Raw genomic sequence first — 19818 nt, forward strand, 5'->3', positions numbered from 1 at the left:
GCGGTAAAGTAGCGGTCTTATTTTTTTCCGCTTTCGGCAGTGACGGCTTGATCAATTATGATTGCATCTCTGGATTCGCGCACCGCGCCATTTGAACGCCTGGGCACTCACTATGTGCGCTTTCTTGAAGCCCTCAAAACCCGCGGCTTCGAAGGCGAAATCGCGCCGGACTATGCGAACCGCACGGTGCTGGCGACGGATAACTCGATTTACCAGCGCCTGCCCCAGGCCGCGGTATTCCCCAAGCACGCCGAAGACCTGGAACGGCTAGCCAAGCTGGCCGGCGAAGTCCCCCACCGCGATATCGTGCTCACCCCCCGCGGGGGCGGCACCGGCACCAACGGTCAGTCGTTGACCGACGGCATCGTGGTGGATGTCTCCCGTCACATGAACCAGATTGTCGAGATCGACGTTGAGCATCGTCGGGTACGCGTCCAGGCGGGCGTGGTCAAAGACCAGCTAAACGCCGCGCTGAAACCTCACGGGCTATTTTTTGCCCCGGAACTGTCCACCTCCAACCGCGCCACGATCGGCGGCATGATTGCCACCGACGCCAGCGGCCAGGGCAGCTGTGAATACGGTAAAACCCGAGACCACGTCCTGGCGCTCGACACCATTCTGCTGGGCGGTAAGCACTTACATAGCCATCCGCTCAGCGCCGATGAAGAGCACCAGGCCTGCCAGCAGGACGGCATTGTCGGCCGCGTGCACACCACCGCCGCCGATATCATCGACCAGCAGCGCGAACTGATCGACGCCACCTTTCCGCCGCTCAACCGCTGCCTGACCGGCTACGACCTGGCCCACCTGCGGGACGATAGCGGCCAGCTCAACCTCAACAGCCTGCTATGCGGCGCGGAAGGCTCGCTCGGGTTTCTCAACGAGGCCGTGCTCAATGTACTGCCGATCCCCAAGCACTCAACGTTAGTGAACGTTCGCTACGCCGGTTTTATGGAGGCACTGCGGGATGCCAAGGCGCTGATGGCGTCGAGCGCCCGCCCCACGTCCATCGAAACCATCGACGACACGGTGTTGCAGCTGGCAATGGAGGATTTCGTCTGGGATAGCGTGGCCGAGTTTTTCCCGGCTGGCGACACCCCCATTCGCGGCATTAACCTGATCGAGTTCAACGACGACGACCCGGATGCCCTTGCCGAGCGCGTGCGGGCGTTTACCGATCATCTAAGTCAGGATGCCACGGTTGAGCGGCTGGGCTATACGCTGGCAGAAGGCCGCCCACAGATTCAAAAAGTTTACGGGATGCGCAAGCGATCGGTGGGCCTGCTGGGCAACGTACAGGGCGAAAAGCGCCCGTTGCCGTTCGTCGAGGACACCGCCGTGCCGCCCGAGCACCTGGCGGACTATATTGCCGAGTTCCGCGCAGCGCTGGATGCCCGCGGGCTTTCCTACGGCATGTTCGGCCATGTGGATGCCGGGGTATTGCACGTGCGCCCAGCGCTGGATATGAAAGACCCCGCGCAGGAAGCACTGATCCGGGAGATTTCCGACGAGGTAGCGGCGCTGACCCAGCGCTACGGCGGGCTGCTATGGGGCGAACACGGTAAGGGCGTACGCTCTGAGTACGGCCCCCAATTTTTCGGCAAGCTCTACCCCAGCCTGCAGCGGGTCAAGGCCGCCTTTGACCCCTATAACCAGCTCAACCCCGGCAAAATTGCCTCGCCTTCGGACAAGGGCGAGTTGATTGCCCGGGAACACGATCCGGAGCTGCTCACCATCGACGGTGTGCCGATGCGCGGCCAATTCGACCGCACCATCGACGAGCGCGCCTGGCAGGCCTACGACGCCGCGGTGTACTGCAACGGCAACGGCGCCTGCTACAACTACGACGTCGACGACCCCATGTGCCCTTCCTGGAAGGCCACGCGGGACCGCCGCCACTCGCCCAAGGGCCGCGCCAGCCTGATCCGTGAGTGGCTGCGCTTGCAGTCCAAAGCGGGCATCGACGTGGTGGAAGAGTCACGCAAGAAGAAAGCCGAAGGCGGCTGGGGCTTTATTAAGTCCTTCCCGCTGCGCTTGGCCAATACCCTGAGCCGCAAGCAACACCACGACTATTCCCATGAGGTTTACGATGCCATGGCGGGCTGTCTGGCGTGCAAATCCTGCGCCGGGCAGTGCCCGGTAAAGGTCAACGTGCCGCAGTTCCGTTCGCAGTTCTTGGAGGTTTACCACGGCCGCTACCTACGCCCGCTACGCGACTACGTGGTCGGCGGCACCGAGTTCATGCTGCCCGCCTTTGCCAAGATCACCCCGGCTTACAATGCCATTATGGGCCAGCCCTGGGTCGAGCAACTGATGCGCAAAGTCGTCGGCATTAGCGACTCCCCTGCGCTTTCCCGCGCTAATCTGAAAAAGAAGCTGCGCGCCTGGGGCGTTGCCGAGGCGACGCCCACCTCGCTTGCGCTGCTCACCGAGCAGCAGCGCGCCAACAGCGTGATTATCGTGCAGGACGCCTTTACCAGCCACTTTGAAGCCAAGCTGGTGATGGACATCGTCGAATTGTTATCGCGGCTGAACCTGCGAGTGTTCGTGATGCCTTTCTCAGCCAACGGCAAGCCGCTGCACGTGCAGGGCTTTTTAGGCGCCTTCGAGCGCACCGCGCAAAAGCAGGCCCAACGCCTGCGGACGCTAGCGCACTTTGACATCCCTCTAGTGGGCATCGACCCCGCCATGACGCTTACCTACCGCCAGGAATATGTGAAAGCACTGGGCGGTAAAGCAGTGCCCGAGGTGCTGATGCTTCAAGAATGGCTAGCGACCCGGCTCAACACCCTCGCTGTGCGCCCGCTCGAACTTAGCGACCCGGGCTATAAGCTGCTCTCCCACTGCACCGAAAGCACCAATGCGCCGGGCAGCCCCAAGGCGTGGCAGCAGGTGTTTGCGGCGTTTGGGCTTGAGCTTGAACTGGTCAGCACCGGCTGCTGCGGTATGTCCGGCACTTACGGGCATGAAACCCGCAATGTGGCAACGTCGAGAACCATCTACGCGCAGTCCTGGCAACCCCAGGTGGAAGCCAACGAAAACGCGGGCAAGCTGCTGGCCACCGGCTACTCCTGCCGTAGCCAGGTTAAGCGCTACTCAGGCGAGGTGTTGCCTCACCCGCTGCAAGCGCTACTGACCGCTCTCAAACGCAGTTAGCGTTGATCTCACCAACGCCAACCGACCGTTTGATTCTGGCATGCTGGGCGCATTAATAACGCTGGGGAGCGCCCTTGTTACAATTCTCACCTCTCTCACGTGCCTCCACTTTGCTCGTCACTGTGGGGGCTGTCTTGTTACTGAGCCTGCCAGGGCCGGCAGCTGCCCAGGCAACGCGGGTGGAAACCCAGCAGGTTGAGGAAACACCGCGCATCGAGACGCTTCGCTTAACCGGCAGCGTTAGCGCCCCGCGCACTTCCCTGCTATCAACCGCTGAAGCGGGTCAGGTCGCAGCGCTGCATGTCGATCTAGGCGATCAGGTACGCCAAGGTGAGCGCTTATTAACCCTGGACATCCGAGAAGCCGAGATCGAGCGCCAACGCGCCCAAGCCAATATTGCCCAGGCCCGCGCCGAGCGCGACGATGCCCAGCGGCGACTTAACGAAGCCAACCAGCTCTCGGCTCAGCAGAATATCGCCGCCAGCGAACAGCGCCAGCGGCAAACGACCCTGGCAGCCGCCGAAGCAACGCTAGACGCCCAACAAGCCGAACTAGCGCTATGGGAATTACGCTTATCCCGCCACGAAGTGACCGCCCCCTTTGATGCGTTCATCACCCGGCGAGAAAGCCAACCCGGCGAATGGGTCACGCCCGGTGACACGCTGATGACACTGGTGGATGTCACCTCGCTAAGGTTGGATTTCTCGGTGCCCTTTTCGGCCTACGCACAAATGGATAATGCAACGCTAGACATCCGGCTGGAAGGCGACCCGCAGTGGTATACCGCCCGTACCCAAACGCGGGTTCCACAAGACGCCAGCAGCCGCCAATTCCTATTGCGTGCCGAACCCACCGATACCCTCACCATGCTGCCGGGCATGGCCGTTGAGGGGCGATTGCGGCTTGAGGGCGACATTGGCCCCAGCGTCCCCCGGGGTGCGTTGATCCGCCGCCCGGATGGCAGCGTGAGCGTTTGGTTGGCTCGCCAAGAAGACGACGCATGGCGGGCCTATGAACAACGCGTGGAGATTGGCAGCGGCCACGACGGCAATGTCGCTATCCTTGACGGTATCGAAGTGGGTGATCGCGTCATTGTGGTAGGCAACGAACGCCTGGAAGAGGGGCAGTCAGTGTCTCTCATTGACGACTAAAAGGAGCGCCTTCGCGCATGTTTGCCGCCATCATTCGTCACGGCATTTTAGTCAGTGTCGTCACCCTGATTCTGCTTATTTTGGGCATCGCCGCCATTTGGCGGATTCCCGTGCAAATGATCCCCGACCTGGAAACCCGGGTGATCGGCGTCGAAACCCAGTGGGCCGGTGCCACCCCGCAGGATATCGAGAAAGACATCCTCATCGAGCAGGAAGAATATTTACGCAACGTGCCCAACCTGCAGCGCATGGAATCAACCGCCAGCAGCGGCAGCGCTGAGGTCGAACTAGAGTTTCCGTTTGGCGTTGACCTCACCGAAACCCTGATTCGGGTAAACAACGCCCTCAGCCAAGTGCCCTCCTACCCGACCAACGTTGACCAGCCGCGCATTGTGGCTAACTCGTTTTCAGCCAATGCGTTTATGTATTTCAACGTCAGGCCGCGCGCGGGCAACCCCCGCGAGTTAGACATGCCGGCCATGCGCGATTATCTGGAAGATAACGTGCGGCCACGCATGGAAAGCGTCACTGGCGTGTCGGAAGTCACGGTGTCGGGCGGTGCCGAGCGACAGATGCAACTGCTGCTCAACCCCGACGCCCTCGCCGCCCGCGATCTGAGCATCAGCGATATTCAAAACGCCCTGCAAGCACGCAACCAAGACGTTTCCGGCGGCCACCTGGAAAGCGGCAAGCGCCGCTACTTACTGCGCACCGTAGGGCGTTTTGAAGACGTTCAAAGCCTCGAAGCGTTAATCCTCAAACGTCAGGGCGATGAGGTCACTCGGCTTGGCGATGTCGGCGAGGTAAGGCAGTCCTATGCGGAGCTAACATCGCGGTCGTATAGCAGCGATGGCCAGCCGGTGCTCAGTGTCCAGGTACGCCGCGAGGCGGGAGCCAACGTCATCGACATCAAGCGTGCCATGCTCGAAGAAGTCGATGCCTTGAATGAAGGGCTTTTGGCCGAACAGGGCATGCGCATGACCCTCTCGAGCGACGATGTGCGCTACGTCGAGTCGTCGATTGCCAACGTCTGGGTCAACCTGGGCCTTGGGGCGCTGTTTGCCACGCTGGTGATGTACGCTTTTTTACGCTCGGCACGGGCCACCTTTGCGGGCATTATCGGCATCCCGATCTGTACCATCGCCGCATTTCTTGGCCTGCTGCTGGCGGGCCGCACGCTCAATGTTATCTCCTTGGCGGGGGTGGCCTTTGCCATTGGCATGACCATTGATAACACCATTGTGGTGCTTGAGAGCATTGAAACCCAACGTCGCCGCGGGCTCGCTCGCTTTCAAGCCGCGCTGGAAGGCGTCAAGCAGGTCTGGTCGGCGGTGCTCGCCTCGACGCTGACCACCATTCTGGTATTTGTGCCGATTTTCTTTATCGAGCAGGAAGCCGGCCAACTGTATTCCGACATTGCTGTGGCGATCTCTACATCCATCTTTATCTCGATGGTCGTCGCCATCACTGTGATTCCGACGCTGGGCGCGCATATCGATTTTCGTGGCCGCGACAACGGCAGCAGCACCCGCCCACACTGGGTGCGCGCCTGCCTGTGGGTGGTTAACAGCATGATCCAAAGCGCTGGGCGCCGCGTGGCCGCTATCGTGTTGGGCGTGGCTGGCGGGGTGGCAATTTTTGTCTGGCTGACGCCGCCGGCGGAGTACCTACCCGAGGGCGAAGAAGCCAAAACCTTCGCCAGCATGAACGCGCCCGCCAGCTATAACCTGGCGACCATGGATGCCATTGCCCAAACGCTCCAGCGCGAGCTTGAACCGCATGTGGGCGCTGCTCCCGACCGCTTTGAGCGCGGCGACACTGATGTGCCTCCTATTCGCACCATGGGCATTCAGGCCGAAGCGCAAAGCCTGCGCATTATTGCCGAAACCATCGACCCTAACCATATTGACGCCTTGATGGATGCGCTCACCCAACGCTACGAGACCTACCCGGACATGCGCGCCTTTGCCGCCCGCGGCTCGATTATCTCCAGCAATGACGGCGGCACGCGCAGTATCACGCTGGACATTGCCGGCAACGACCTGGAAACGCTCTACGCCACGGCCAACCGTATTTATCAACGCGCTCAAGCCACGTTCGACAACCCGCGTATACAGTCACGGCCTTCAGCCCTGGATTTGGGCCAGCCACTGATTGAGATTTACCCCGACTGGGAACGCGCCGCCGAGCTAGGCTTTGACACCGACGCCCTGGGCACGGCGATTGCCGTACTTAGCAACGGTGCTTACCTGGATGACTTTTATCTTGACGACGAAAAGATCGATCTCTACGGCTATGGCCCGGAAGCAGGCGATATTGAACTCGATCGCCTGGCAAGCCTGCCCCTCCACACACCGGCTGGGTTTACCGTTCCACTCAATGATGTCGCCAATATCCAAGAGACCGTCGGCACCGCCACCATACGCCGGGTCGATGGCCGCCGCAGCGTGACGCTGAACGTCATTCCACCGCGCAGCGTGGCGCTTGAAGCGGGTATCGAACGGATGCAGCGTGAGGTGATCGAGCCGATGCGCGATTCAGGAGAGCTGCCGGGCGATATTGACGTGACGGTCACGGGCGCGGGTGATCAATTAGACGCCACCCGCCAGGCGTTAACCGGCAACGGTCTAATTGCCCTGGCGATTGTGTATCTATTGCTGGTGGCCATTTTTGCCCACTGGGGGTATCCGCTGCTGATTCTGGCGACCATTCCGCTTGGCGCCGCTGGGGGCATTGTCGGGCTATGGCTGATGAATAGCGTGGGCGCAGTGCTGCCGCGTATTGGTCTGAACGCCATTAGCCAGCCGTTCGATATGATCACCATGCTAGGGTTTTTGATCCTGATGGGCACGGTGGTCAACAACCCGATTTTAGTGGTTCACCAGGCCCGGGAGAATCTGCGCGAAACGTCAATGGGCGTGCGCGAGGCCGTTTACAACGCGGTCGAAAGCCGATTGCGACCCATCGCGATGACCACGCTCACCACGCTGTGCGGGCTTTCGCCGCTGGTGTTTTTACCCGGCGAAGGCACCGAACTGTATCGCGGCGTTGGTGCCATCGTGCTATTTGGATTACTCGGCACGGCGATTGTCACCGTTACCTTTCTACCGGCGCTTACCGTGGCGGTGCTCAGCTGGCGAACAAAGCGCCAAACGGTTTAAAAGAACAGGCGTTTAAGCGCCTCACCGGGGTCGCTCTCGCGCATAAAGGCTTCGCCGACCAGAAAGCCGTTAATCTCGTGGTCGCGCATCAGTTCGACATCGTCGCGGGTATCAATACCCGACTCGGTAATCACCGTGACGCCGTCAGGGATCCCCGGCAACAGTTCCAAGGTGGTATTTAAGTTGGTTTCAAAGGTATGCAGATTGCGATTATTAATGCCGACCAGCTTTAAATCAAGTGACATCGCGCGGAGGAGCTCATCGGCATCGTGGACTTCCACCAGCACGTCCATGCCGAGCGCCATGGCTTGTTGGTTCAGGTCACGTAGCTGGGCGTCGTCCAGGGCGGACACAATCAGCAAAATACAGTCAGCGCCGATGGCGCGGGCCTCGGACACCTGGTAGCCGTGGGTAATGAAGTCTTTACGGATCACCGGCAGCGGGCAGGCATCGCGCGCGGCAATTAAATAATCTTCATGGCCCTGGAAAAAGTCGGCATCGGTGAGCACAGACAAACACGCTGCGCCGCCCTGAGCGTAGCTTTTGGCGATATCTGCCGGATGAAACGCTTCGCGAATCACGCCTTTTGACGGCGAGGCTTTTTTTACCTCGGCAATGATCGCCGGATCACCGGCGGCGATACGCGTATTAAGCGCGTCAATAAATCCCCGGGGAGCACTTTGCTTTTCTGCAAGCGCCAGCAGATCGGCTTCCGAAACGGCCTGACGGCGCTCGGCTACTTCCTGGTTCTTGCGTTCCAGAATGCGCGTTAAAATCGTTGGCGTTGCCTGTTGAGTCATGGTGATCTCTTATTGTTTAAAAACGCTGGTAAAGAGGGAAAGCTCTTTAAGCTTTTCAAGCGGTAGTTTGGAGGCCTGGGCATCCAGCGCCAGCGTCACGCCTTCTTTCAAGTTATCGGCTACGCCCGCGCAGTAAAGCGCCGCGCCCGCATTGAGGGCCACCATATCCGCCGCCGCACCTTCCTCACCGCCAAGCGATGCTTTTACCAAGCGAAGGCTGTCTTCGGCGCTGTTTGCTTTCAGGGTAGCGAGGCTCTGGCGCTCAATGCCCAGCGCTTCCGGGGTGATGGTGTACTGGCTAATCTGGCCGTCTTTGAGTTCGGCCACCAGGGTGGGCGCAGCCAAGGAAATTTCGTCCAGGCCGTCCTCAGAGTGCACCACCAGCACATGGCGGCTGCCGAGTTTATTCAGCACCTCAGCCATTAGCGGCACCAATTCAGGTGCATACACGCCCAGCACTTGATTCGGCGCACTGGCCGGGTTGGTCAGCGGCCCGAGAATATTAAACAATGTACGCACGCCCATTTCACGCCGAGGCCCAATGGCATGGCGCATCGCCGGGTGATGATTTGGGGCAAACATAAAGCCAACCCCCACCTGCTCGATACAGCGCGCCACTTGCTCGGGCTTAAGATCTAAATAAATCCCGGCAATATCGAACAGGTCAGCGCTACCCGACGAGGAAGAAACGCTGCGGTTACCGTGCTTGGCAACGTGCGCGCCCCCTGCCGCCGCTACAAAGCTTGCCGCGGTCGACACGTTAAACAGGTTCGCGCCATCGCCTCCGGTGCCGACAATATCCACCACGTTGTCGGCATTTAGCTCAACGCGTTTCATCAACTCGCGCATCACCTGGGCGGCAGCGCTGATCTCAACGGCGCTTTCGCCTTTCATCGCGAGACCCACCAGCAGGCCACCGATTTGAGCGTCGGATGCCTCACCGGTCATGATTTGGCGCATCAGTGCGTGCATGGCATCGAAAGAGAGGTCTTCGCGGCGCATCACCGCGTTTATTGCATCTCGCATTTGCATGAACAGGAAAGCCCCTAAAGCGTGTGAAACCGGCGATCAGCCGCGTTTTAAAAAGTTGGCCAATAGCTCATGGCCCTGACGGGTGAGGATGGATTCAGGGTGAAATTGTACGCCCTCAATATCAAGCTCCCGGTGGCGCAGCCCCATGATTACCCCAGGGGTGACATCGTCATCCCCGGTCCAGGCTGTCACGTCCAAACAATCGGGCAGGCTCTCTTTTTCCACCACCAGCGAGTGATAACGGGTGACGTCCAAGGGGTTGTCCAGCCCGGCAAACACCCCTTGGCTATCGTGATGAACCGCCGACGTTTTACCGTGCATGACCTGAGGGGCGCGCACAACCTTACCGCCGTAGACCTGACCAATAGCCTGGTGGCCCAAGCAAACGCCGAGTATCGGCAATCGAGCGGCGAAGTGCTCGATAACCGCCATGGAAATGCCCGCTTCGTTGGGCGTGCAAGGTCCCGGCGAGATCATCACGTGCGTCGGCGCTAGCGCTTCAATCTGCTCAATGGTGATCTCGTCATTACGATGCGTCACGACGTCCGCGCCGAGCTCTCCCAGGTACTGGACAATATTGAAAGTGAAGCTGTCGTAATTATCCAGCATGAGGACGCGCCTTGTTGCCTGCCCCTGAGCCATTGGCTGCCTGCCCCGTCGCTTGGTAAGCCTATTATTACAAAATTGCCACCACGCGATCATACCGCAACCCGGCACGTCGTTGCAGGGGTTAAGTGGCCTCCTTGGTGAGGCGGCAAGCCGCATACTTAAATTCGGGAATTTTGCCGTCGGGGTCGAGGGCAGGATTTGTGAGCAGATTTGCCGCCGCTTCCGCGTAGGCAAAGGGCACAAACACCATGCCGTCGGGAATTTTCGAATCGACCCGAGCAGCCAGGGTGATCGTACCCCGCCGTGTGGTGATGGTGAGCTTCTCCCCTGGCGCAACGCCTAGGCGATGCAGCTCGCCCGACGACAGGCTGGCAACCGCATCGGGCTCCAACGCATCCAGCACCCGGCTACGCCGGGTCATCGAGCCGGTATGCCAATGCTCTAACTGCCGCCCGGTGGTCAATACCGTGGGGTAGTCATCGTCCACGGGCTCATCCGGTGGTAAAGGCCGTGCAGGCGAAAACGCGGCGCGTCCACCGGCGCGCGGAAAGGCATCGCTAAACACCACATCCTGACCGGGTGCGTCCTCGGCGGGGCACGGATAGGTGACCGAGCCCTCTCGTTCCAGCCGTTCCCAGCTAATATGGTTAAGTGATGCCATGCCCTGCTGCATTTCAGCATATACGTCTTGGGGATGCGTGTAGCGCCAGCCCAAGCCAAAGTGCTTGGCGATTTCCTGGATAATCCACCAGTCGGGTTTGGCCTCGCCGGGCAAGGGCAGCGCGGCACGGCCCCGCTGCACCTGGCGATTGGTGTTAGTGACACTGCCGTCTTTTTCCGGCCACGCCGAGGCCGGCAGGATCACATCGGCGAACTGCGCGGTTTCGGTGACAAACAAATCCTGCACCACCAGATGCTCAAGCTTACCCAACGCCGCACGGGCGTGATGGAGGTCAGGGTCTGACATGGCGGGATTTTCGCCCACGATGTACATGCCGTGCACGCTCCCTGCATGGATGGCGTCCATGATTTCCACCACCGTCAGCCCAGGCTGATCGCTAAGTGGCGTGTTCCACAATTCCTCAAAGGCGGCTCGCAGTTGGGCATCGCCTACCGGCTGGTAGTCGGGCAATACCATGGGGATCATCCCGGCGTCGGAGGCGCCCTGCACGTTGTTTTGGCCGCGTAGCGGGTGTAGGCCGGTGCCAGGGCGGCCTGTATGGCCGCAAGCCAGCGCCAGCGAAATCAAGCAGCGGGCGTTGTCGGTGCCGTGGGTGTGCTGGGAAATTCCCATGCCCCAGAAAATCATCGCCTTGTCGGCGGTGGCATAGCGACGGGCAATATCGCGGATCAGTTCGGGCTCAACGCCACAGAGCTCGCTCATGGCCTCTGGCGTGCTCCCGGCCACGCTCTGTTTAAGTGACTCAAAGCCCTCGGTGTGCGCGGCGATGTACGCCTCGTCGTACAACGATTCGGCGATAATCACTTGCAGAATCGCATTGAACAGCGCCACGTCCGTGCCAGGAGAAAAGCGCACGCTCAAGCTTGCATAAGCATCCAGCGCCTGACCGCGCGGGTCGAGAATAATAATCTCGGTGCCTGCCTTGGCCGCCTGCTTAAAAAACGTCGCCGCGACGGGATGGTTTACGGCTGGGTTACAGCCGGTAAGCATCACGACGTCCGCATCTAAAGCCTGCATAAACGATGCGGTTACCGCGCCCGAGCCCAAGCATTCCATTAAGGCGGCTACCGAGCTTGCGTGGCAAAGCCTCGTGCAATGGTCGACGTTATGGTTGCCAAACCCGGTGCGCACCAGCTTTTGAAACAGCCAGGCTTCTTCATTGGAACATTTGGCGCTACCAAACCCTGCCAGTGACTGAGATCCATAGCGGGCTTTGATATCCATCAGCCCCTTGGCCGCCACGTCCAAGGCTTCATCCCAGCTAGCTTCGCGGAAGTGGCTAAGCGGGTTAGCCGGGTCAAAGCTTGGATCCAGCGCTTTGGGCACGCCGGGCTTGCGCAGTAGCGGCTTGGTTAACCTTGCCGGGTGGCGAACATAATCAAACCCGAAGCGGCCTTTCACGCACAGGCGGTTCTGGTTGGACGGGCCGTTGCGCCCCTCAACGTAGGCAATAGCGTCGTTTTTGATCTGGTAAGTAAGCTGGCAACCCACGCCGCAGTAAGGGCAAACGGAGTCCACCTGTTTGTCTATTGATGACGAGTCGCCGACGCCTTGATCATTGACCATCGTAGTCGGCATCAGCGCCCCTGTCGGGCAGGCTTGCACGCATTCGCCGCAGGCCACACAAGTGCTGTCACCCATCGGATCATCAAAATCAAACACGATGGCGGACGCCGCGCCACGGTGCGCCAAGCCGATCACATCGTTGCTCTGAACGTCGCGGCAGGCGCGAACGCAGAGGTTACACGCGATGCAGGCGTCTAAATTGACGTGCATCGCCGGGTGGCTGGTATCTGGCGTACCGACGGAAGAGGAAACTGCTGCCGTCGCATGGGATACCGAGGCTTCGCGGCGCGGCGGCAGCCACGCCTTAACGGCGCTTTCTTCCACCGCTAGCTGATCGGCCATGGCCCAAAAGTGGCTGGCGCGATCCGGGCTTTGTGCTCGACGGGGCTGGTCAGCCATTAACAGTTCAAGCACCGTTTCGCGGGCTTGGATGGCGCGCTCGGAGCTTGTGCTGCGAACTACCATATTAGGCGCTGCTTCGCGCAGGCAGCTCGCCGTTAAAGCACGCTCGCCCTCGACTTCGACCATACAGGCACGGCAGTTACCGTCAGCCCGGTAATCGGGGGCGTCTTTAAAGCACAGGTGGGGAATGGTTTCCCCAGCGCGCTTGGCCACCTGCCATAGGGTCTCGCCGGGGTAAGCGGTCACTTCATGACCATCCAGGGTTAACGCAAACGCACCGGTCATGGCGTCCTCCCTTCGGCATCGCTGACAATAATCTGCTGCTGGGAAAGCGCTGGGCGAAAATCCTTCAACAGCCCAAGCACGGGGTTAGGCGCTGCCTGACCCAGCCCGCAAATCGAGGCGTCTTGCATAACCTGCGCCAAACGCGTCAGCGCCTGAACATCCCAGTGGTCGCTTTCCAACAGGGTGAGCATTTTTTCGGTGCCCACCCGGCAAGGCGTACACTGCCCGCAGGATTCATCGGCAAAAAAGGCCAATAGATTGGCCGCGACGGCCTGCAGGTTGTCGTGCCGTGAGAGCACAATGATCGCCGCCGAGCCGATAAAACTACCGTGATCCTGCAGGGTGTCAAAGTCCAACGGAATATCCGCTTTGCTGGCGGGTAAAATCCCCCCCGACGCGCCACCCGGCAGGTACGCTGCCAGTTCGTGCCCGGCTGCCATACCGCCACCATACTCATCGATTAACTCGCGCAGCGTAATACCGGCGGGCGCCAGATAAACGCCGGGCTTTTTGACCCGGCCGGACAGCGAAAAGCTTCTCAAGCCGCTTCGACCATGGCGCCCCTGCCCGGCAAACCATTCGGCCCCGCGTTGCCATATCAGCGGAATCCAATATACCGTTTCGACGTTATTGACCAACGTGGGGCAACCAAATAACCCCTCTTGCGCAACATAGGGGGGACGGTTGCGCGGCTTGCCGGGTTTACCTTCCAGGGATTCGATCAGCGCCGACTCTTCGCCGCATATATAGGCCCCTGCGCCGCGGCGAATGATGATAAACCCAGGCGCTACCAGACTCGCCTTTTCCAGCTCAGCAACCGCCTCGTGAAGCACCCGGTGCAGGCCCGGGTATTCGTCGCGTAGGTAAATATACAACCGCTCGGCTTCAACGGCCCAAGCACTAACCAGCGCACCTTCCAAAAACCGATGGGGGGCTTTTTCCAGGTAGTAGCGGTCTTTGAAGGTGCCCGGCTCACCCTCGTCGGCGTTGATCACGCAGTAGCGCGGCCCACCTGCTTGGCGAACGGCGTGCCATTTTTTGACGGTGGGAAACCCCGCGCCGCCAAGCCCGCGTAACCCCGACTGCTCAAGTAACGCACATAGGGCTTCGACGCTGACCCGCCCAGTGCGGCAATGCCGCCATAGCTCAAAGCCACCTTCCTGCTGGTAGGTAGGTAAGTGCTGCCAAAGTATCGCTTCAGGGTGAAAGTGCCCGGTATCGACCACGGCTGCCACGCCCTCGGCAGTGGCATACAGCACGTGATGGTGACCCACTTCGACCACCGGCGCACTATCGCAGCGTCCCATGCAGGGCGCGCGAATGACCCGCACGCTGTCAGGGTCAACCTGTTCCGCGAGCGCCTTGTGAAGCGCGCTGGCTCCGGCTAGCTGGCAGGATAGCGAGTCGCACACGCGAACAGTGGTATCAGGGGGTGGCGTTTGATGATCGTGAACCACATCAAAGTGGGCGTAAAACGTGGCGGTTTCATACACTGCCGCCATGGGCAAATTCATATAGGCGGCCAACGCGCGCAGCTCTATTAGCGATAGATGGCCGTGGGCATCCTGAAGGACGTGCAGGTGCTCCAACAACAGATTTCGCTGGCGCAGTCCTGGGTTATCACGTTCATCCCCCAGCAAAGCACGCAACGCCAGCAAGGCAACGGGAGAAACATCACGACCACGCTGGCGTCGAGGCGATAAAGAGGCTCGGTGGGACATGGGGGATCACGCTATGCTGATTAATTGTATCTCTCTAGCATAGTGATAACGTGGCGTTTGCGGAATATCATCCAGCAAACGCCCAGCGAGGAGAAACTAGCAACGCGGTATCACAGTCTTTATTATCGTTCGCTTTTTATAAACCGTCAGGAGCGTGGGATGCGCAGAAACATCGTACAAGGTAACACGCTCTTGCTGGCACTCTGGCTTGTTAGCTCCCCGGCGCTGGCGGAAACGCCGCTGCGGGTGGTGGCCTCATTCTCAGTAATTGCTGATTTGGTCAGACAAGTGGCCGGCGACGAGGTTGAAGTCAATGTTATCGTTCCCGCCGACGAAGATGTGCATCGTTGGGAGCTCACCCCGCCTAATGTCCTGGCCCTGGAAGAAACCGATTTGGTGTTTTATAACGGGCTCGCATTAGAGCCCTGGCTACGCGATGTAAAGGCCATTATTGCAAACGATCTGCCGTTGGTTGCCCTTGCCGAACAGGCGGACTATCCCACACTGCCCCTGACGACCGGTCGTTATCAAGGCGATCCTAATCCGCATATATGGATGGCGCCTGAAGGAGCCGCTGCTTACGTGGAGGTGATTGCCGAGACACTGGCAGAACACGCGCCAGAGCACGCTGACGCTTTCGACAAGCGCGCCAGCGACCTCAAGCAGTCGTTAGACGCACTTCACGCCGATATCCAGGAGCGTCTGGACGGTATTCCCCAGACCAACCGCGCGCTGGTTACCAGCGAAGACGGGCTGGCTTATTTCGCCGATGCTTATGGATTTGCCTACGACGCCCTATGGGGGGTTAGCCACGAAACGCTTGGTAGTGCCGCCGCCATGGCTCGCCTACAGGAGCGGCTTACCGCCGAGCGACCCCCTGCGCTGTTTTTTGAGAGCACCACGCCAGAAATACACATGGACTCCCAGGCGCGCTATGCCGACTTACCCTTGGCGGGCCCGCTATACGTGGATGCGCTAAGTAGTAGCGACGGCCCCGCCTCTAACTATGACGCGATGCTGCGCCATAACGCCGAAAAGCTTCACGCTACCCTAGGCGGCGCCAGAGAAGAGGAATAACGCCAATGCGTCGTTACTGCTGGTGTTCAGGAGTCATGGTCGAGAGCCCTTGTCGCATGAGGGACGGGCGTTAGTAGTTCGGTTAGTACGTTCACCACCCCATCCGGGGCACTGTTAGCAATCGGCTCACCGTGATTGTAGCCGTACGGCAGCGCCAAGGTGGCAAATCCCGCAGCTTTGCCAGCGGCGATATCGTGGCGTGAATCGCCGACCATCATGCACTCGGCAGGCACTACGCCACAGACGCTGGCCGCATGCAGCAGTGGTAACGGGGCAGGCTTTTTTTCGGCCAATGAATCACCGCCGAGGCACAGCATGAAATACGTCTGCAAGCCGAAGTGGTCTAAAATAGGCTGGATAAAGCGCTTGGGCTTGTTGGTAATCAATACCAGCATAAAGCCTGCTTGGCTAAGGGCGTTGAGTGCTTGGGAAACACCGGGATATAGGGTCGTTAGCGCGTTGGGGGCCGCTGCATAATGGTCTAAAAACGCCGCGTAGGCGCGGTCAAAAAGCCCTGCGTCAGGCGCCTCCCCTTGCGCCCAGGTTAACGCACGCTCTACCAGGATCGCCGCGCCGTTCCCGACCCAGTCGCGCACCTTATCTACCGAGGGCGTTGCCAGCCCCTGATCGTTCAGGGCTCGGCCGACCGCAACCGCCAAGTCAGGCACAGAATCTATCAACGTGCCATCGAGATCAAAAGCAATCATACGCTTGCCGCGAAGTAGTGGGTGCACAGGGTTATCCTTTTAGGCTTTCCAGGCGAGTAGTTTACCTGGGTCAAACCGCGGTTCACATTCGTCAGTCGCGCAAGAAACTTCTATGATGAGGATCATTTCGTCAAGGAGTAAGACATGAACCCTCCCACCATTGTGATTGTTGGCGGCGGCGCTGGCGGCTTAGCGCTGGCCACGCAGCTAGGACGCACGCTTGGCAAGCCAGAGCGCGCCAATATTGTGTTGCTCGACCGCGACACCACCCACGTCTGGAAACCGTTACTTCACGAACTGGCCACCGGCGTGCTGAATTCCAGCATGGATGAAGTGGATTACCGTGGCCATTCATCGGCACATCATTACCGCTACCAGCGGGGCTCGCTCTCGGGTATCGATCGCGAGGCAAAACGCCTGCGTCTCGCGCCAATTGTGGATGAAGAAGGCATTGAAGTTTTTCCCGCCCGGGAGCTTAGCTACGATTATCTGGTCATGGCTCTGGGCAGCGTGTCCAATGACTTTGGCACGCCCGGTGTTGCCGAGCACTGCCACTTTATTGATTCGCCCCAGCAAGCCAGGGGTTTTCAGCGCGATATGATCAATACGTTTCTACGCTACACCGACCCATCAATGCGTCAGCATACCCAACTGACCATTGGCATTGTTGGCGGTGGAGCTACCGGTGTGGAGCTGGCCGCTGAACTATTAGACGCCTCAAGAATGCTCAACGCCTATGGTGTTACGGCGGTCGACCACCAACAGATCAGCGTGCACCTGTTAGAGGCCGCACCTCGCCTGTTGCCGGGGTTATCCGAGCGTATCAGCCAAACCGTCCAGCAAGAGCTTGAAAAGATGGGCGTAACGATACATGTCGATACGGCGGTCAAAGAAGCACATGCTAGCCGCCTGATTACCGGCGATGATGAAACCATTGAAACCGACCTCAACGTCTGGGCGGCAGGCATCAAGGCGCCGCCGTTCCTCGCCGAACTTGGCCTTTCCACCAACAAAAAGAATCAAATCAAGGTGGCCAAAACGCTACAGAGTATCGATGATCCCACCATCTTCGCCCTCGGCGACTGCGCCGAATGCCCCCAGGGCGAGGACAGCAGCGTGCCGCCCCGTGCCCAAGCCGCTCACCAGCAGGCTAAACGGCTGGCCAAGAACTTAGTCAATCTGCTAGAAGACAAGCCGCTTACCGACTTCCGCTATCGGGATCGCGGCTCCCTGGTATCGCTGGCCCGTTACGATGCGGTGGGCAGCTTGATGCGCAGCTCCGCGTCACGCGGGTTATTTTTGGAGGGTTGGCTGGCACGCCGCGCCTACGCGTCGCTTTACCGCATGCACCAGTTGTCGATTCATGGCGCACCCAAGACCGCGCTGGCGTGGCTGGTGGATAAGCTCAACCGCTACCTTAAGCCACGCATGAAGCTCCATTAGAACGGTCGTTTAGCCCGCCGCGCCTTTCGCCAACGACGCTCGAAGCTGACGGATGACTGAATCATAGCCGTGCGGGTCGCTGTCTTCCTGCGCACTGAAGATCGCCGAACCGGCAACGAACATATCCGCCCCGGCGGCAGCGATATCGGCAATGTTGTCAGCTTTTACGCCACCGTCAATTTCCAACCGAATCGGCCGCCCTGACGCATCGATACGCGCGCGGGCGTCGCGCAGTTTGTCCAGCGTGCCGGGGATAAACGACTGGCCGCCAAAGCCGGGGTTGACGCTCATCAACAGCACAATATCGATTTTATCCATCACATAATCAAGGTAAGACAGTGGCGTGGCGGGGTTAAACACCAGCCCGGCCTTGCAACCACCATCGCGGATCAGCTGCAGGGAACGGTCGATGTGCTCGGAGGCTTCGGGGTGAAAAGTAATGTAGCTCGCCCCTGCTTCAATAAAGTCGCTGATCATGCGATCCACGGGCTTGACCATCAAATGCACGTCGATGGGCGCCGTGACGCCGTGCTGACGTAAGGCCTTACATACCATGGGCCCGATGGTGAGGTTGGGTACGTAGTGATTATCCATCACGTCGAAATGCACGATGTCCGCGCCCGCCGCAAGAACGTTGTCCACTTCTTCTCCAAGGCGGGCGAAGTCAGCGGAGAGAATCGAGGGAGCAATTAAAAAATCACGCGCAGCGGTCATATTGCCTTCCTACTTATTAACTAAAAAAAAGAGTGAGTTAGCGGTCACCACTGACCGGCAGTAATGCCCGGCAGTAGCGGTCAGCGGGCTTGAAGGGCCCTATGTTAGCAGAAGGCACGCGCCGAGGGTGGCGTCCGCTTTGTTGCTTACCCATGCCGGGCACAGGGGTGAATTGCATCAACTCATATTCTAAAAAAGAATATAAAACACAATTGTAATTCCATAATCCAAGGTTTAACCTTGCTAACTAAATTGCCAATGCTGGCTTAGCCTTTTCAAGGAGCTTGTGATGCCATTATCTATTGTTTTACGTCGTAGCCTGTTAGCGCTGGCCGTTGGTGCCACACTTTCAAGCCCCGCCGTGGCTCAAGAGCGCGAACTGCTCAACTCTTCCTACGATATTGCGCGCGAGCTGTTTGCCGAGATCAATCCCAAGTTTGAAGCCTGGTGGGAGGAAGAGCACGGCGAGCAAGTCGAGGTCAGCCAATCCCACGGCGGCTCCTCGGCCCAGGCACGCGCCATCATGCAGGGACTACGCGCCGACGTTGTCACCTTCAACCAAGTGACCGATGTTAACGTCCTCGCCGACGCCGGTCTGGTTGACGAGGACTGGCAACAGGCACTGGATAACAACGCTTCCCCCTACTATTCCACTACGGCGTTTCTAGTGCGTAAGGATAATCCCAAGGGGATTGAAAACTGGGACGACCTAGTCAACGAAGATGTCGAGGTAGTTTTCCCCAACCCCAAAACCTCAGGTAACGGCCGCTACACTTATCTGGCTGCCTGGGGGTTTGCCGACGAGCAATTTGACGGTGACGAAGAGCAAATCCAGGACTTCATGCGCACCTTCTTGGCTAACGTCGTGGTATTCGACACCGGTGGCCGTGGCGCTACCACCAGCTTTATCGAACGTGGCATTGGCGATGTATTGATCAGCTTCGAGTCCGAGGTCAACAATATCCGCAGTGAATACGGTAGCGACGACTACGAAGTAATCGTGCCGCCCACCAGCATCCTCGCGGAGTTCCCGGTCGCCGTGGTCAGCCCTAACGCCGAGCGCAATGGCAACACTGACCTGGCGCAAAGCTATTTGGAATACCTCTACCGTGAAGATACCCAGCGCTTGCTCGCCGGCTTCAACTACCGCGTTCACCATGAGGCGGTGGTCGACGAATTTGCCGACCAATTCCCCGACACAGACTTGCTCAAGGTGGAGGATGTGTTCGGTAGCTGGCCAGAAGCGATGGAGACCCACTTTGAAGGCGGCGGCATGCTCGATAAGCTTCAGCGCCGTTAATTCCTTTGATCC

The 19818-nt window shown here is 59.2% G+C and carries 14 protein-coding genes; 6 read left to right on the plus strand and 8 right to left on the minus strand.

From position 1 onward, the window contains the following. Positions 1 to 57 precede the first annotated feature (57 nt). From ydiJ to BLR97_RS13695, 3 genes are all read left to right on the plus strand, one after another. The gene (gene ydiJ / locus BLR97_RS13685) at positions 58 to 3156 is read left to right on the plus strand and encodes a D-2-hydroxyglutarate dehydrogenase YdiJ (protein WP_089707090.1); all 3099 of its coding nucleotides are present in this window, start codon (positions 58 to 60) and stop codon (positions 3154 to 3156) included. Between the two features lie 74 nt (positions 3157 to 3230). Continuing rightward, positions 3231 to 4307, plus strand: a complete 1077-nt coding sequence (locus BLR97_RS13690; RefSeq protein WP_244511311.1) for an efflux RND transporter periplasmic adaptor subunit — start codon at positions 3231 to 3233, stop codon at positions 4305 to 4307. 17 nt (positions 4308 to 4324) lie between these two features. Continuing rightward, entirely contained in the window at positions 4325 to 7468 is a 3144-nt protein-coding gene (locus BLR97_RS13695; RefSeq protein WP_089707091.1) for an efflux RND transporter permease subunit, read from the plus strand. Here the strand turns inward: BLR97_RS13695 and trpC are convergent. The 5 genes from trpC to BLR97_RS13720 form a co-directional block, all read right to left on the minus strand. After that, on the minus strand, positions 7465 to 8268 hold the full coding sequence (gene trpC / locus BLR97_RS13700; RefSeq protein ID WP_089707092.1) for an indole-3-glycerol phosphate synthase TrpC: 804 nt from the start codon (positions 8266 to 8268) through the stop codon (positions 7465 to 7467). The two genes, BLR97_RS13695 and trpC, sit on opposite strands and share 4 nt — an antisense overlap. A 9-nt stretch (positions 8269 to 8277) precedes the next feature. Next, a complete protein-coding gene (gene trpD, locus BLR97_RS13705; protein ID WP_089707093.1) occupies positions 8278 to 9300 on the minus strand; it encodes an anthranilate phosphoribosyltransferase in 1023 nt (340 codons plus the stop codon). A 36-nt stretch (positions 9301 to 9336) separates the two neighbouring features. Then, the gene (locus BLR97_RS13710) at positions 9337 to 9942 is read right to left on the minus strand and encodes an anthranilate synthase component II (protein WP_089707094.1); all 606 of its coding nucleotides are present in this window, start codon (positions 9940 to 9942) and stop codon (positions 9337 to 9339) included. Positions 9943 to 10030: 88 nt separating this feature from the next. Then, entirely contained in the window at positions 10031 to 12844 is a 2814-nt protein-coding gene (gene fdhF / locus BLR97_RS13715; protein ID WP_089707095.1) for a formate dehydrogenase subunit alpha, read from the minus strand. Then, positions 12841 to 14565 (minus strand): NADH-ubiquinone oxidoreductase-F iron-sulfur binding region domain-containing protein, encoded by a 1725-nt coding sequence (locus tag BLR97_RS13720; RefSeq protein WP_089707096.1) that lies wholly within the window; start codon positions 14563 to 14565, stop codon positions 12841 to 12843. Before BLR97_RS13720 ends, fdhF begins: the two co-directional genes overlap by 4 nt. Before the next feature lie 159 nt (positions 14566 to 14724). Between BLR97_RS13720 and BLR97_RS13725 the strand changes: the two genes are divergently transcribed. After that, complete coding sequence (locus tag BLR97_RS13725) at positions 14725 to 15642, plus strand: metal ABC transporter solute-binding protein, Zn/Mn family (protein ID WP_089707097.1); 918 nt, start codon at positions 14725 to 14727, stop codon at positions 15640 to 15642. A 26-nt stretch (positions 15643 to 15668) separates the two neighbouring features. Here BLR97_RS13725 and BLR97_RS13730 read toward each other — a convergent pair whose 3' ends face one another. Continuing rightward, positions 15669 to 16376 carry a phosphoglycolate phosphatase gene (locus BLR97_RS13730; RefSeq protein ID WP_244511312.1) on the minus strand — a complete coding sequence of 236 codons (708 nt, stop codon included), beginning with the start codon at positions 16374 to 16376 and terminating at the stop codon, positions 15669 to 15671. Positions 16377 to 16493: 117 nt separating this feature from the next. On the opposite strand from BLR97_RS13730, the gene BLR97_RS13735 reads away from it, so the two are divergent. Next, the gene (locus BLR97_RS13735) at positions 16494 to 17792 is read left to right on the plus strand and encodes an NAD(P)/FAD-dependent oxidoreductase (protein ID WP_089707098.1); all 1299 of its coding nucleotides are present in this window, start codon (positions 16494 to 16496) and stop codon (positions 17790 to 17792) included. Positions 17793 to 17801: 9 nt separating this feature from the next. Here BLR97_RS13735 and rpe read toward each other — a convergent pair whose 3' ends face one another. Both rpe and BLR97_RS19750 read right to left on the minus strand, forming a co-directional pair. Beyond that, positions 17802 to 18506, minus strand: coding sequence for a ribulose-phosphate 3-epimerase (gene rpe, locus BLR97_RS13740; RefSeq protein WP_089707099.1), 705 nt, complete (start codon positions 18504 to 18506; stop codon positions 17802 to 17804). Positions 18507 to 18543: 37 nt separating this feature from the next. After that, positions 18544 to 18684, minus strand: a complete 141-nt coding sequence (locus BLR97_RS19750) for a hypothetical protein (protein WP_170833033.1) — start codon at positions 18682 to 18684, stop codon at positions 18544 to 18546. A gap of 111 nt (positions 18685 to 18795) precedes the next feature. Between BLR97_RS19750 and cysP the strand changes: the two genes are divergently transcribed. Beyond that, positions 18796 to 19806 carry a thiosulfate ABC transporter substrate-binding protein CysP gene (gene cysP / locus BLR97_RS13745; RefSeq protein ID WP_089707100.1) on the plus strand — a complete coding sequence of 337 codons (1011 nt, stop codon included), beginning with the start codon at positions 18796 to 18798 and terminating at the stop codon, positions 19804 to 19806. Positions 19807 to 19818 lie beyond the last annotated feature (12 nt).

The sequence above is a fragment of the Vreelandella arcis genome, from assembly GCF_900103865.1.
GTDB classification, from domain to species: Bacteria; Pseudomonadota; Gammaproteobacteria; order Pseudomonadales; family Halomonadaceae; genus Vreelandella; species Vreelandella arcis.

Bases quoted from the DNA above. Each gene is read 5' to 3' on its own strand.
- ydiJ (WP_089707090.1), top strand. From the start codon at position 58: ATGATTGCATCTCTGGATTCGCGCACCGCGCCATTTGAACGCCTGGGC.
- BLR97_RS13735 (WP_089707098.1), top strand. From the start codon at position 16,494: ATGAACCCTCCCACCATTGTGATTGTTGGCGGCGGCGCTGGCGGCTTA.
- cysP (WP_089707100.1), top strand. From the start codon at position 18,796: ATGCCATTATCTATTGTTTTACGTCGTAGCCTGTTAGCGCTGGCCGTT.
- trpD (WP_089707093.1), bottom strand. From the start codon at position 9,300: ATGCAAATGCGAGATGCAATAAACGCGGTGATGCGCCGCGAAGACCTC.
- rpe (WP_089707099.1), bottom strand. From the start codon at position 18,506: ATGACCGCTGCGCGTGATTTTTTAATTGCTCCCTCGATTCTCTCCGCT.
- BLR97_RS19750 (WP_170833033.1), bottom strand. From the start codon at position 18,684: ATGCAATTCACCCCTGTGCCCGGCATGGGTAAGCAACAAAGCGGACGC.
- trpC (WP_089707092.1), bottom strand. From the start codon at position 8,268: ATGACTCAACAGGCAACGCCAACGATTTTAACGCGCATTCTGGAACGC.
- BLR97_RS13725 (WP_089707097.1), top strand. From the start codon at position 14,725: ATGCGCAGAAACATCGTACAAGGTAACACGCTCTTGCTGGCACTCTGG.
- BLR97_RS13720 (WP_089707096.1), bottom strand. From the start codon at position 14,565: ATGTCCCACCGAGCCTCTTTATCGCCTCGACGCCAGCGTGGTCGTGAT.
- BLR97_RS13695 (WP_089707091.1), top strand. From the start codon at position 4,325: ATGTTTGCCGCCATCATTCGTCACGGCATTTTAGTCAGTGTCGTCACC.
- fdhF (WP_089707095.1), bottom strand. From the start codon at position 12,844: ATGACCGGTGCGTTTGCGTTAACCCTGGATGGTCATGAAGTGACCGCT.
- BLR97_RS13710 (WP_089707094.1), bottom strand. From the start codon at position 9,942: ATGGCTCAGGGGCAGGCAACAAGGCGCGTCCTCATGCTGGATAATTAC.